The sequence below is a fragment of the Vibrio sp. 10N.222.55.A1 genome, assembly GCF_041473835.1.
Lineage (GTDB): Bacteria > Pseudomonadota > Gammaproteobacteria > Enterobacterales > Vibrionaceae > Vibrio > Vibrio crassostreae_C.
In genome coordinates, this window is sequence record NZ_JBFRSX010000022.1 from 95,812 (window position 1) to 109,028 (window position 13,217).

Sequence of the window (13,217 nt, forward strand, 5' to 3'; positions counted from 1 at the left end):
GTGGTTCTCGCCTGATTATTGGCGAGCCATACGCTTATTGTGGCTTGGTCTATCTTGCTCTGTTGAACGGTATGGGTTGATATCCAGACCACCACGACGTGTGTAACGTGCGAACACAGTTAGCTTCGAAGGTGCACAGTATTTCATGATGTCAGTGAAGATACGCTCAACACATTGTTCGTGGAATTCATTGTGCTCACGGAAAGAAACTAAATAGCGTAGCAGAGCTTCACGGTCAATTTGCTTACCAGAATATGCGATCTCAACGCTGCCCCAATCCGGTTGATTGGTGATCAAACAGTTCGACTTCAATAGGTGGCTGTGCAGTGTTTCTTCAACGTCTTGTTCGCCAGCAGCGCCTTCAAGCAGCGACGCTTCAAAGTCGTAGCTAGTGATTTGGATGTCTTGGTTGTCGATACAGTCACCTTCCATCGTCACGATAGGTTGGTTAGTGTAGTCGGTTACTGAGTTTACATTCACAATCACCGTTTCGCCTGCACATGCCGACAAATCTTGGGTCAGGCGCTCGGTTACTTGATCCCAGTTTTCAAATTGAGTCTGGTTGTAGCTGTTCAGGTACAGCTTGAAAGATTTTGATTCAATTAAATTTGGGCTGGTTGCTGGGATGAAAACTTCACCGACAGCCACTTGTGGTAGACCATTGGTGTTTAGCCACGAAAGCTCGTACATCGTCCAAATATCATGACCAACAAAAGGCAGCTCGCCGTTTAGCGCAAGATCATCGCGATTAAGGCTACGAGGCACTGGTTGCAATAAACTTGCATCGTATTGGTTAGAGTACTCAGTTTTTTGGCCAAGGGTTAAACCCGCTAGCTCTTTTGCGTCAGAATATTTGCTCATACTTTCGTTTCAAATTCGATTAGAATGGGGTCGATTTTACTGAATCCCCCTTACCCTGTCATTAAGTCATCGCTTAATCGGCGCGGAAAGGGCTCGGATTCTATTTATTATTTTGTGTTTAGGAGATTTTCATGACTCAACGTGCTCAAGACGCACTACTTTCTTTTAGTCAGCGATACGTTGACGCGTGGCAGCAGAAACACCAAAGCTTACCTCGTAATGAGGAGTTGGTGGACATCGTATCGCCATGCGTAGAAGAAAAGAGTGGCGATGCCGTGTTGTGGAAGCACTATCCACGTGAGCAATTCGCGGATTTCACCAACGTTGAAACCGGTATTGAGTTGACTCTGCATGAAGACATCAAAACTTTCTACGGCGCACAATTCAGCGCAGATATGAACGCAACTTTCGATGGTAACGAATTGACTCTGTTACAGATTTGGAGTGATGAAGACTTCGAATGCCTACAAGAAAACATTTTGGGTCACCTAGTAACTCAGCGTCGCTTGAAGCTAAAACCAACGGTTTTCATTGCCGCGACCGATGCTGAGCTGGATGTTATCTCTATCTGTAACCTAACGGGTAACGTGATTTTGGAGCGCTTAGGTACCAAAAATCGTGATGTGCTCGCCGAGACATTGGCAGAATTTTTAGAAAAGCTACAACCAGCGGTATAAATAGATGTACGTACTAGAACTTCAATTTGAGTGTTTTGATAACACAACGGTAAGCGCTGTCGACAAGGCGGTTAATGGCTTAATGGATGCACTTCGTTATAACGGACAAGTGTTAGGTCGTGAGTTCCCAATCGTGATGGGCGATGGGGAATTCTATGTTCGCGTTGTGTGCCCGGAGCAAGATAGCTTGCACCCGCGTAATCACTCAGACTTTGTGAAAGTGTGTTTTGATCGCTTGTCTAACGCGAGCCTACTAGCGCCTAAAATGCGTTTGCTAGGTCGAGATCTGAACTCAGAAGAAGTGGCAGAAGATGAAACACCAAGCTGGCAGGTGTTATACACGACATTCGTGCACACCTGTTCACCGCTGCGTAGTGGCGATAGCTTGCTACCAATCCCTTTATATCGCAATCCACCTACCTTCAATGGCGACCATAAAGCCGTGTTGAAATGGCAGACCGAATGGCAAGCCTGTGATGAAGTACAAATGGGTGGTGGTTGTCGCGCGGAACATGCAACGCTAGCCGAGATCAGTGACACGAAGAGTGTGCTGTTTAAACGCGGTTGGGGTCTAAGAGGGCGCATTGAGTATCTGACTAAGGTTCCAACCTACTACTACTTATACCGTGTCGGTGGGATCAGCCTGAAAGATGAAAAAGAGCGCAAATGCCCGCAATGTGGTGGTGAATGGCTGCTAGATGCGCCTATCCACGATATTTTCTATTTCAAGTGTGATGACTGCCGATTGGTGTCAAACATCTCTTGGGATCACCTGAAGTAATCGACTTTGTTTCGCTTAAATCTGAGATGCTTTACTTTCTAGCAAATCTTTATCATTAAAAAAGGGGCTGACGTTATGTCAGCCCCTTCGGGTATCTATACAGTGCTGTCGTTTAGTTGATTACCAACCTTTAACGACGCCACCTTGGAAGATGTCAGAAGCTGCGTTGTACACTTCTTCAGTTTGGTAAGCTTTAACGAAGTTTTGTACGTTTTCAGCGTTTAGGTTGTCTTCACGAGAAACGATTAGGTTTACGTAAGGAGAATCTTTGTCTTCAACGAATACGCCATCTTTTTGTGGAGTCAGGTTGATAGAGCTCGCGTAAGTTGTGTTGATGATAGATAGAGCAACATCATCAAGAGAACGTGGCAGTTGAGCTGCGTCTAGTTCAACAATCGTTAGGTTCTTAGGGTTACCCACGATGTCGCGAACTGTAGCTAGAAGACCTGCGCCTTCACGAAGTTCAAGAAGACCTTGTTGCTCAAGAAGAAGTAGAGAGCGACCTAGGTTTGTAGGGTCGTTTGGTACAGCAATACGAGCACCGTCTTGGATTTCGTCTACCGATTTCACTTCTTTAGAGTAACCCGCAATTGGGTAAACAAACGTGTTACCAGCGATAGTTAGCTTGTAGCCACGGTCAGCCACTTGCTGATCTAGGTACGGTGCGTGTTGGAATGCGTTGATGTCGATAGAACCATCATCTAGAGCTGCGTTTGGTGTTACGTAATCCGTGAAAGTAACCAGTTCAACGTCTAGGCCGTATTTCTCTTTCGCTACTTTAGCTGCCACTTCAGCAACTTGCGCTTCTGCACCTGCCATTACGCCAACTTTTACTTTAGAAGTATCCACTTCTTTATCGCCACAACCTGCTAGAACTAGCGCTGAAGCTGCTGCTGCGATAGTTAGTAAACCTTTAAGGTTAAATTTCATAATAATCTCCTTTTAATAAATCTATTTAATTAGGTTCAGACGACTCTACTCTTTATGTGTGAGTCTTTATCTGTGGTCAACACGGCGAACTAATGAATCACCGATTGATTGAATAATTTGTACCAGCACAATCAACATCACTACTGTCACAGCCATGATGGTCACATCGTAGCGGTGGAATCCGTAACGAATCGCGACATCACCTAGGCCACCTCCGCCTACAGTACCGGCCATTGCTGAGTAGCTCACCAGAGTCACTAGCGTAATCGTTACTGAGTTGATGATAGTCGGTAGTGCTTCTGGAAGCAGAACCTTATTGATGATTTGTGTTGGTGTTGCGCCCATTGATTGGGCCGCTTCCACTAGACCTGTTGGTACTTCAAGTAGTGCACTTTCGATAAGTCGAGCCACGAATGGGATAGCGCCAATCGTCAGTGGAACAATCGCTGCTGTTGTACCGATGAAGGTACCAATCAGCATCTTAGTCAGTGGAATAATCGCAACCATCAAAACTAAGAAAGGTACTGAACGACCCACGTTCACAATCGCACCTAGAATCTTGTTTACTTTGGTGTTCTCTAACAGGCCACCTTTTTTAGTCGTATGCAGAATCACGCCTAGTGGAATACCGACCGCGAAGCCAACAATGCCTGCAACAGCAACCATGTAAAGCGTTTCGCCTGTTGCGCCTAATAGAAGGTTACCGTTAAGGCTGATCCAGTCAGCAATCTCGTTGAAACTAAAGGACATAACCAAGCACCTCTACTTTTACATTGTTGTCGCGTAGGAATTGGATAGCAGCATTATCATCTGCTTCATTACCGAACAGTTCAGCGACCATCATGCCGAACTTCACGCCACCGGCGTAATCAAGGTCAGAACTTAAGATGCTGACATCGATATTGAATTTACGTGCGATTTGCGTCATTAGCGGAGCATCAACCGTTGCACCAGTAAACTCAAGACGCACCAGCGGGTAGCTGCTGTTTACGCGAGTCTCTTGCAAACGTGCTTGGTAATCTTCAGGGATCGTCAGATCCAACGTTGAGCGAATAAACTGATGCGCTAGCTCTGTCTTCGGATGAGCAAAGATGTCACCGACTGTACCTTTCTCTACCAATTCACCGCCGCCAATGATCGCAACCTCGTGACAAATGCTTTTAACCACATCCATCTCGTGTGTAATAAGCAGGATAGTGATGTTCAGCTTGCGGTTGATTTCACGCAGCAGCTCAAGGATAGATTGAGTTGTTGCTGGATCCAATGCGCTGGTGGCTTCATCACATAGCAGTACTTTCGGGTCAGAGGCCAGTGCGCGAGCAATCGCCACACGCTGCTTTTGACCACCACTTAGGTTTGCCGGGTAGGTGTCACGCTTATCAGCAAGGCCAACCAGTTCAAGTAACTCGCTGACTTTCGCTTCAATAATCGCTTTATCTTTACCAGCAAGTTCTAGAGGCAGTGCTACATTGTTAAATACAGTACGAGAAGACAGCAGGTTGAAGTGCTGGAATATCATGCCGATGTTACGGCGCGCTTCGCTAAGCTCTGATTTGCTGAGTTTTGTTAGGTCGATACCATCAACAATCACTTCACCCGAAGTCGGGGCTTCCAACATATTTACACAGCGGATTAGGGTACTTTTGCCTGCACCTGAAGAGCCGATGACTCCAAAGATTTGACCTTGAGGAATGTGGAGGTTGATATCAATTAAGGCATTGATTTCTTTAGTGCCTTGATAAAAAACCTTATTGACTTGATTCACTTTAATCATAGAGAAACCCGTGCAGGTAGAACAGAATAATATGTCGATAGCTCGCTCGATTTACAGACGATGCTATGGTGTTCTATGATCTAAGTCAATAGATATTTTTACGTCTAGACGGCTAAACGTCGATTGTATGGCTAAGCTAGAAACAAATCGTTAACGAACGCAAAACTAAATAGATAGTGATGAAGCAAATAAAGCGTGTAATAATTAATGATTAATAGAGAGTTGATAGAGAACAAAATTTTGTCTAAACCTGCTGTTTTTTTAGATCGTGATGGAGTGATTAACGTTGATCACGGCTACGTACATGATGAGCATGACTTTGAATACATCGATGGTGTGTTTGAAGCGGCGAAAGCGTTTAAAGATATGGGTTATTTATTGGTGCTAGTGACCAACCAATCTGGTATTGCTCGCGGCATGTTTAGTGAAGACCGTTTTCTTTCTTTAACGCAGTGGATGGATTGGAACTTTGTTGATAATGGTGTCGAGCTCGATGGCATTTATTACTGTCCTCACCACGCTGAGCACGGTATTGGTGACTACAAGCAAGATTGTGAATGTCGTAAGCCAAAGCCAGGCATGTTCATTTCTGCTCGTGACTTTCTGAAGATTGATATGGCTAACTCGGTCATGATCGGCGATAAAGCGGAAGACATGATGGCTGCAGAAGCAGCAGGTGTTGGTACTAAAGTCTTGGTAAGAACGGGTAAACCCATCACTGAAAAAGGTGAAGCGTTGGCTAGCGTGGTACTTGATAGCATTAAAGACGTACCCGCTTTCTTAAAAGGCTAAACGTTTTATTTATCACTAAGGTATGGACCTATCATTAGGCACTTACATTAGGTTTGTTCGAACCTGTGAATAGGCTAAGTGTCGTTGACTATATAAAGATGAGGAACGAAGTATGAAAGCTATGTTGGTAGCATCTCTATGTACAGTAGCATTGGTTGGGTGCTCTAAATCAGCAGCCCCTGAGACTGATAGCGCAACATCGAATGATCAATTCGCGACTTATCAATGTGAGTCTGACGTCTCGTTTGATGTGTCTTACCTTGATAATGAAAAAGCGGTACTACGCTTGCCTGATAATGAATACCGCCTGACTCAAGTTCCAGCGGGCTCAGGAACCAAATACATCTTAGATGATGGCACTTCAGAGATGATTAACAGCATCACTTTGCGCACGAAAGGTGACAATGCGCGTCTAGAACTTGGTCGCGTAGTCTATCGAAATTGCCAAAAGTAAGTCATAGTAAGAACTGCTAGTATTTACAAACAGTTAAGTGAGGGAATCTACCCTCACTTTTTCTTCTCTTCCCTTTAACGTTAGACTTTTTATGAGCAAAAAACTCACTATTCTTGATATTGCAAAGCTGTCCGGTGTTGGTAAGTCAACCGTATCACGCGTTCTGACCAATGATCCAAAAGTGAAACCTGAAACCCGTGAAAGGGTGGAAAGAGTAATTCAAGAATCTGGGTACACGCCTTCAAAATCTGCGCAATCGATGCGCGGTGGCAGTCAAAAAGTCATCGGCGTAATCATTTCTCGTCTGGACTCTCCTTCTGAAAACAAAGCGGTAAGTACGATGCTGGCCGAGTTGTATCGAGCGGATTACGATGTCGTGATCATGGAAAGCCAACTTGATAGAGATAAAGCCAATGAGCACCTGCAAGTTCTAAAGCGTCGTAACGTTGATGGCATTATTGTATTTGGTTTTACTGACTGCGATATTCCGGCAATCGAAGCTTGGGAACACAAAGCGGTGGTGATTGCTCTGGATACCGAGAACGTGACGTCGATTAACTATGATAACCAACAGGTGATCAATAGTGCGTTGGTGCATTTATCGGATCAAGGGATCTCTGACGTTGGCTTTATCGGGGTTGATCCTAGTGATAAATCAACCGGTGAACTGCGTCTTAAGGCTTATCTCGATTGGTGTGAAAACACAGGTTCAGTGGCAAACTATCGTACTGGTCAACTTCATCACGAAAGTGCTTATCAGCTGGTGGATGAGGTGTTAACTCCCGCGACTCAAGCGATCGTTTGTGCCAGTGATACGCTGGCTCTTGGTGTAATCAAGCGTCTGCAAGAACTACAACGTGAAGATGTGGTCGTCACCGGCGTTGGTGGCAATGATCTTCTCTCTTTCTTATTCCCACGAGTATTTAGCATTGATCCTGGTTACCAATCTGCAGGTAAGCTGGCTGCTAATCTATTGATCTCTCAGCTTTTAGGCAATTCAGAGATCTCTCATCACACACAATCTCCTATTCTATAATCCACTCAATTAAGCGAAATTGAACCGCTTAGATTAAAATTAGAGTGTGATCTCTTTCAATTAATGGGATTGTTCCCATTTTAATTTATCATTCATACGGGCATTATAATAACCGTAATTGGGAATGTTCCCATAAATCTAAGTCTGAGTGATTATAGCTTGCATGGTTTAGATGAGTAATTGAATGAAACCAGGGTGGGGTAGTATGAGTAAGATAGCGAAGCAAGACGTTGCGCGTCTTATCGAGTTAGTCGGTGGTAAAGAAAACATTGCGAGTGTCAGCCACTGTCTGACTCGACTGCGTTTTGTATTGAACGATACAGAGCAGGCCAACAAAGCTGAACTCGAAAAACTGAAGCTAGTAAAAGGCTGTTTTACTAATGCAGGCCAATTCCAAGTTGTGATTGGCACTGAAGTTGATGAAGTGTACGCACTTCTGATTGAACAGACAGGTAAAGAGGCATCATCAAAAGATGAGGCGAAGCTGGCTGCTCGTCAAAACATGAACTTCCTTGAGCGTGGTATCTCCCATTTAGCCGAAATTTTCGTACCACTGCTGCCTGCCATCATTACAGGTGGTTTGATTCTTGGTTTCCGTAATGTGATTGGCGACATTCGCATGTTCGACGGCAAAACCCTCGTTGAAATCAGTCAATTCTGGGCAACCGTTCACTCTTTCTTATGGTTGATCGGCGAAGCTATTTTCTTCTTCCTACCGGTTGGCGTGTGTTGGGCTACGGTTAAGAAGCTTGGCGGAACCCCTATTTTGGGTATCACGCTCGGTGTGACCTTAGTTTCACCACAACTCATGAACGCATACATGATAGGTAAATCGGTACCTGAGGTATGGGATTTTGGGCTGTTCGTGATTGAGAAGGTCGGTTATCAGGCTCAGGTGATCCCAGCGATGTTAGCGGGTGTGGCTTTGGCGTTCATTGAAACCAATCTTAAGCGTATCGTCCCTGCTTACTTGTACCTAGTGGTTGTGCCATTTGTATCGATTATTTTGTCTGTGATTCTAGCGCACACTTTCATTGGCCCATTCGGTCGTATGTTAGGCGATGGTGTGGCATTCGCGGCTAAAGCTGCAATGACAGGTGATTTTGCGATTCTTGGTTCAGTGGTTTTTGGTTTCCTATACGCACCTTTGGTTATCACGGGTATTCACCACACCACCAACGCGGTGGATCTGCAACTGATGCAAGACTTAGGCGGGACACCAATTTGGCCTTTGATTGCACTATCAAACATTGCACAAGCATCGGCAGTAGTCGGCATCATTATCTTGAGTAAGCGTGAAGGTGAACGAGATATCTCGGTTCCTGCGGCAATCTCAGCCTACTTAGGTGTAACAGAGCCTGCGATGTACGGTATTAACCTTAAATACAAATTCCCAATGCTGAGCGCAATGATTGGTAGTGCTGTTGCAGCCGCAATCTGTGGTAGCGCGGGTGTGATGGCGAATGGTATCGGTGTCGGCGGCTTGCCGGGCATCCTATCGATTCAACCTCAATATTGGTCGATTTACCTAGTCGCGATGCTGGTGGCGATAGTACTGCCTATCACGCTAACCCTGTTTTTCTACAAGCGAGCCCAATCCAAGGGTGAGTTAGAAACCGCGAACGCGTAATGCATTGAATAAGCGATGACTCCAAAATGAGTTATCGCTTTTTCTCTTAGTTATAGCTTTTTCTTTTAGTTATAACGGCTATTCGACCATGATTCACATGGTGATTTTTATTTTATATTTTCTGGTAAGTGAGTGTTAGAGATGGCGATGACTGAACATGATGAAAGCTGGTGGAAAACCGCAACCATCTATCAAATCTACCCAAAGAGCTTCTGCGACAGTGGCAGTAAAGGTACTGGCGACATCAAAGGGATCATTTCGAAACTGGATTACCTCAAACATTTGAGTGTCGATGCGATTTGGCTAACCCCGGTTTACGCATCTCCTATGATCGATAATGGTTACGATATCTCAGACTACTACGCGATTAATCCTCAATTCGGCACCATGGAAGACTTCGACTTATTGCTGTCTGAAGCGCACCAACGTGGTATCCGTATCGTGATGGATATCGTGGTAAACCACACCTCGACAGAGCATGCATGGTTTCAATCTGCTTTGGGCGACAAAAACAGCTCTTACCGCGATTACTATATTTGGAAAGATCCCGTAGATGGTCAAGCACCAACTAACTGGCAGTCTAAGTTCGGTGGTAATGCGTGGGAACTAGATGAGGCGACTGGGCAATACTTCCTACACTTATTCGCCAAAGAACAGGCTGACCTCAACTGGGAGAACCCGGTTGTACGTGAAGAAGTGAAAGACGTTATCAGCTTTTGGGCAGAAAAGTGCGTTGATGGTTTCCGCTTGGATGTGATCAACCTGATTTCGAAGCAGCAAGACTTTCCTAATGATGATATCGGTGATGGCCGTCGTTTCTATACCGATGGTCCACGTGTACACGAATACCTGAAAGAGATCAGCGAAGCCGTATTTCAGAAGTACGGCAGCGTGACCGTAGGCGAGATGTCTTCAACCACGTTGGAACACTGCCAGCAATACTCAAACGTTGATAACAGTGAGCTATCGATGGTGTTTAACTTCCACCACCTTAAGGTCGATTACACCAATGGTGAGAAGTGGACCAATGCGCCGTTTGATTTCTTACAGCTCAAATCGATCTTTAACCACTGGCAAACGGGATTGAATGGCAAAGGGTGGGGCGCACTATTCTGGTGTAACCACGACCAACCAAGAGTGGTGAGTCGCTTAGGTAACGATCAGCAATATCGCGTTGAATCAGCCAAGATGCTCGCCGCTTCTGTCCACATGATGCAGGGCACACCTTATATCTATCAAGGTGAAGAGATTGGCATGACTAACCCTAGCTATACTGAAATTAGCCAGTATCGTGATGTTGAGAGTACCAATATGTACGACATCATGGTGAACCGTGATGGTGTGGCTCATGAAGATATGATGGCGATTTTGGCGCAGAAGTCTCGTGATAACTCTCGTACACCAATGCAATGGAACAGTGAGCCTTACGCAGGGTTCTCACAAGCTCAGCCATGGCTTGATGTAGCGAATAATTACCCTGGGATTAACGCTGAGCAAGCACTGGAAGACAAAGACTCTGTTTTCTATTTCTATAAGAGTTTGATTGAGTTACGTAAACAAGTGCCAGTGATTACAGATGGCAGCTATCAAGATCTATTGCCTGATCACTCATCCATTTTTGCATATGCACGTGAGAACGAAGGGCAAACCTTGCTGTGTATTAACAACTATTATGGTGAAGAGGCGGAGTGCATTTTACCGGAACGTTTTGATATGACTAAGGCGAAGAGTCTGTTGTCTAACTATCAACAAGCGAACACTTCAGTTGCATTACATCATCAAGTCTTACGTCCTTACGAGACTCGTATTCTCTTGATTGAAGGTTAACCTTGTTTCATTTTAAGAAGCTTGATTCTTATTCCCCTTAAAGGATTGGGCTTCTACAAAGGCTTTGGAGTGCTCCCCAAAGCCTTTTTTGTTTTAGTGATGGCTGGAATATCGTGCCTCGAGTCTACTTGCGAGAAGTTTGAGCATCGAGTGCCAGCAACGACAGAGCAGGTAATGAACTCTAAGACGCGTAATTCACCGAGTAGCGAGTTGGTTTGTGGTTCATTGCCAATACGATGTTCAATACTGCGGTGCCTAATACAGAAACGGCAATCACCCAAGGTGACACGAAGAAGAACGATGCAAACAGAATACATGCATCAATACCCATTTGTGTTTTACCTACCGAGATACCGTAGCGGTCTTGGATAAACAAGCACAGTACGTTGAAGCCACCCAGACTTGAGCGGTGACGGAATAGGATTAGCATACCTAAGCCCATTAGTAAGCCGCCGGCAACAGCACAATAGATCTCGTTATGAACTTCTAGCGAGATAACTAAGTATAAATGATCGGCAAACACAGACACTAAAGCACCAGAAATCGCACTGCTAATAGCAAAGCTACGGCCGAATCGTTTCCATGCTAATAAATAGAATGGACAATTGGCAACAAAGTACAAAATACCAAAGGTTACAGGCAAGAATTGACTCAAAAGCAGAGCCAAGCCAGTAGTGCCCCCGGTAAGCAGGTTCGCTGACTGTAAAAAGAAGATGCCTAACGCCACTAAAAACGTGCCAGTGAGAATCGCTACCCAATCTTCTTTACGTGAGTGTTTTTCCATCGTTTTTATAATTACCTAACCAATAAAGGCGTGCATAGTAGAGAAAAACCTTAGCTTTCGGTAGCTTGAGGGGCAAAATTAAGGTAAACCTATGTAATCTGCGTTTTACAGGGTGTAAAGCGTAAAATTGACAGTAAGCGCCATCTTTGGTTGGATAAGCCAAATAACCATGATGAATCTTATTTGTGATTATGAAAAAACTGCATGATAAAATTGCAATTAGCTCTTTATGACCTAGATCAAATTATGTAGAATGCGTCACATCAAAACGGTGACGGAAACGTTTGCTTTCGGTCGTTGTGTGGTTTTTTTGAAACTTTCAGTACAATCTGAGTCAGGAGATACAGATGCTTAAGCGTGACATGAACATTGCTGATTACGATGCGGATCTATTCGCAGCTATCCAAGAAGAAACTCTTCGTCAGGAAGAGCATATCGAACTTATCGCTTCAGAAAACTACACAAGCCCACGTGTAATGGAAGCTCAAGGTTCTCAGCTAACAAACAAATACGCTGAAGGCTACCCAGGCAAGCGTTACTACGGTGGTTGTGAGTACGTAGACAAAGTTGAAACTCTAGCAATTGAACGTGCATGTGAACTATTTGGTGCAGAGTACGCAAACGTACAGCCTCACTCAGGTTCTCAAGCAAATAACGCTGTATACATGGCACTACTAAATGCAGGCGATACGGTTCTAGGTATGAGCCTAGCACACGGTGGTCACCTAACTCACGGTTCTCCAGTAAACTTCTCTGGTAAGCTTTACAACATCATCCCTTACGGTATCGATGAAGCGGGTCAAATCGATTACGAAGAGATGGAAAAGCTGGCTATCGAGAACAAGCCTAAGATGATCATCGGTGGTTTCTCTGCTTACTCTCAAATCTGTGATTGGAAGCGCATGCGTGAAATCGCTGACAAAGTAGGTGCTTACCTGTTCGTAGATATGGCTCACGTAGCAGGTCTAATCGCTGCAGGCGTTTACCCGAACCCAGTGCCACACGCTCACGTAGTAACTACAACGACGCACAAAACGCTTGCGGGTCCTCGTGGTGGTCTAATCCTTTCTAACGAAGGCGAAGATCTTTACAAGAAGCTGAACTCAGCAGTATTCCCAGGCGGCCAAGGTGGTCCTCTAATGCACGTTATCGCTGGTAAAGCAGTAGCGTTCAAAGAAGCTCTAGAGCCAGAGTTCAAAGAATACCAAGCACGCGTTGTTGCTAACGCAAAAGCAATGGTTGCTGAATTCCTAGCTCGTGGTTACAACATCGTTTCAGGTTCTACAGAGAACCACCTGTTCCTAGTTGACCTAATCAACAAAGACATCACAGGTAAAGAAGCAGATGCAGCACTAGGTGCAGCAAACATCACTGTAAACAAGAACTCAGTACCAAACGACCCACGTAGCCCATTCGTTACTTCAGGTATCCGTATCGGTTCTCCTTCTATCACTCGTCGCGGTTTCTCAGAAGCAGACGCGAAAGAGCTAGCAGGTTGGATCTGTGACATCCTAGATAACATGGGTGATGAGTCTGTTATCGAAGCGACTAAAGCAAAAGTACTAGAGATCTGTAAGCGTCTACCGGTTTACGCTTAATTTTTCTGGCTCAAATAGCTTAATTTCTGTGTCAAAGGTGCTCATTTACATTCGTAAACTCCGCGCCTTTTCC

The 13,217-nt window shown here is 44.8% G+C and carries 13 protein-coding genes; 8 read left to right on the forward strand and 5 right to left on the reverse strand.

What is annotated here, in order from left to right; translation table 11 throughout:
• Positions 1-15 precede the first annotated feature (15 nt).
• On the reverse strand, positions 16-861 hold the full coding sequence (gene queF, locus AB4493_RS06935) for an NADPH-dependent 7-cyano-7-deazaguanine reductase QueF (protein WP_017060768.1): 846 nt from the start codon (positions 859-861) through the stop codon (positions 16-18).
• Between the two features lie 131 nt (positions 862-992).
• Between queF and syd the strand changes: the two genes are divergently transcribed.
• Positions 993-1,538: a SecY-interacting protein gene (gene syd, locus AB4493_RS06940; RefSeq protein ID WP_050633962.1), complete on the forward strand. Its 546-nt coding sequence runs from the start codon at positions 993-995 to the stop codon at positions 1,536-1,538.
• A 4-nt stretch (positions 1,539-1,542) separates the two neighbouring features.
• On the forward strand, positions 1,543-2,319 hold the full coding sequence (locus AB4493_RS06945) for a Zn-ribbon-containing protein (protein WP_372154714.1): 777 nt from the start codon (positions 1,543-1,545) through the stop codon (positions 2,317-2,319).
• Between the two features lie 120 nt (positions 2,320-2,439).
• Here AB4493_RS06945 and AB4493_RS06950 read toward each other — a convergent pair whose 3' ends face one another.
• The 3 genes from AB4493_RS06950 to metN form a co-directional block, all read right to left on the reverse strand.
• Positions 2,440-3,249, reverse strand: a complete 810-nt coding sequence (locus tag AB4493_RS06950) for a MetQ/NlpA family lipoprotein (RefSeq protein WP_017060765.1) — start codon at positions 3,247-3,249, stop codon at positions 2,440-2,442.
• A gap of 66 nt (positions 3,250-3,315) precedes the next feature.
• Complete coding sequence (locus AB4493_RS06955) at positions 3,316-3,999, reverse strand: methionine ABC transporter permease (RefSeq protein WP_017060764.1); 684 nt, start codon at positions 3,997-3,999, stop codon at positions 3,316-3,318.
• Positions 3,989-5,023, reverse strand: coding sequence for a methionine ABC transporter ATP-binding protein MetN (metN, locus tag AB4493_RS06960; RefSeq protein ID WP_017060763.1), 1,035 nt, complete (start codon positions 5,021-5,023; stop codon positions 3,989-3,991). The genes AB4493_RS06955 and metN overlap by 11 nt, the downstream gene beginning before the upstream one ends.
• A gap of 207 nt (positions 5,024-5,230) precedes the next feature.
• Between metN and gmhB the strand changes: the two genes are divergently transcribed.
• From gmhB to treC, 5 genes are all read left to right on the forward strand, one after another.
• Positions 5,231-5,815 carry a D-glycero-beta-D-manno-heptose 1,7-bisphosphate 7-phosphatase gene (gmhB, locus tag AB4493_RS06965; protein WP_017060762.1) on the forward strand — a complete coding sequence of 195 codons (585 nt, stop codon included), beginning with the start codon at positions 5,231-5,233 and terminating at the stop codon, positions 5,813-5,815.
• Between the two features lie 112 nt (positions 5,816-5,927).
• Positions 5,928-6,269, forward strand: coding sequence for an MliC family protein (locus AB4493_RS06970; RefSeq protein WP_017060761.1), 342 nt, complete (start codon positions 5,928-5,930; stop codon positions 6,267-6,269).
• Positions 6,270-6,360: 91 nt separating this feature from the next.
• Entirely contained in the window at positions 6,361-7,305 is a 945-nt protein-coding gene (gene treR / locus AB4493_RS06975; RefSeq protein WP_017060760.1) for a trehalose operon repressor TreR, read from the forward strand.
• A 205-nt stretch (positions 7,306-7,510) separates the two neighbouring features.
• The gene (gene treB, locus AB4493_RS06980) at positions 7,511-8,935 is read left to right on the forward strand and encodes a PTS trehalose transporter subunit IIBC (protein ID WP_372154715.1); all 1,425 of its coding nucleotides are present in this window, start codon (positions 7,511-7,513) and stop codon (positions 8,933-8,935) included.
• A 141-nt stretch (positions 8,936-9,076) separates the two neighbouring features.
• Positions 9,077-10,762 carry an alpha,alpha-phosphotrehalase gene (treC, locus tag AB4493_RS06985; RefSeq protein ID WP_372154716.1) on the forward strand — a complete coding sequence of 562 codons (1,686 nt, stop codon included), beginning with the start codon at positions 9,077-9,079 and terminating at the stop codon, positions 10,760-10,762.
• A 181-nt stretch (positions 10,763-10,943) separates the two neighbouring features.
• On the opposite strand, the gene AB4493_RS06990 is transcribed toward treC, so the two are convergent.
• Positions 10,944-11,546, reverse strand: coding sequence for a YitT family protein (locus tag AB4493_RS06990; RefSeq protein ID WP_372154717.1), 603 nt, complete (start codon positions 11,544-11,546; stop codon positions 10,944-10,946).
• Positions 11,547-11,893: 347 nt separating this feature from the next.
• On the opposite strand from AB4493_RS06990, the gene glyA reads away from it, so the two are divergent.
• Positions 11,894-13,144, forward strand: a complete 1,251-nt coding sequence (gene glyA / locus AB4493_RS06995; protein WP_017066387.1) for a serine hydroxymethyltransferase — start codon at positions 11,894-11,896, stop codon at positions 13,142-13,144.
• Positions 13,145-13,217 lie beyond the last annotated feature (73 nt).